The 563-nt window shown below is 34.2% G+C and carries 2 protein-coding genes; both read left to right on the top strand.

Features of this window, described 5'->3' with window-relative positions; genetic code table 11:
- Positions 1 to 244, top strand: a 244-nt coding sequence (locus A6013_RS24070; RefSeq protein ID WP_217629486.1) for a hypothetical protein, incomplete at its 5' end; no start/stop codon positions are given.
- Positions 241 to 563, top strand: a 323-nt coding sequence (locus A6013_RS28655) for a hypothetical protein (RefSeq protein ID WP_373452509.1), incomplete at its 3' end; no start/stop codon positions are given. The genes A6013_RS24070 and A6013_RS28655, both read left to right, overlap by 4 nt.

The following is a 563-nucleotide window of genomic DNA, read 5'->3' as shown; positions in this document are numbered from 1 at the left end:
GGATGAGAATGTAGTGTTTTGGAGTGGATGGAACAAAATTACAATGTTTGCGCTGATTGAATTAGTTAAAAGTGAACAACTTGATTTAGTGTATAGAGGTAGTTTTGTAATGCGTTATTTGTTGGATGGTAGAGTTCCTAACTTACCATTAGCTATTTGTTATCCAGAAGATGGACAACAAACTGACGTGCTCTCATGGGTGCCTATGGTATTAAGAATAAATAAAGAGGAGAAAATCAAATGAACWTAGAAACTATCGTAAAYSAATTTGARACACGAGCAGGCACGYTAYTAAGGTACTACACRGGATTATTAGAACATAGTAAAGTACAACCATGTTGCTTTAAGTTATATAATGATCCATTTGATATGGTTTATGTGGTGATGAACAACAAGTTATTCGGTCATGTATATATTAAAGATTGTAAGGTGAGGAAGTCATTTGAATTAGCGTCACCTAAGCACACTGAGGGGCTTATAAGAAGCATAGAGGGGCATTATGTAGGTTATGAATTACATGATGGTAAACAGCTGTCTTTTATATTTATGAATGACATTCAATT

The sequence above is a fragment of the Enterobacter sp. IF2SW-B1 genome (genome assembly GCF_001743375.1).
In the GTDB taxonomy this organism is placed as follows: Bacteria; Pseudomonadota; Gammaproteobacteria; order Enterobacterales; family Enterobacteriaceae; genus Enterobacter; species Enterobacter bugandensis.
This window is presented reverse-complemented; position numbering and strand designations above follow the sequence as displayed.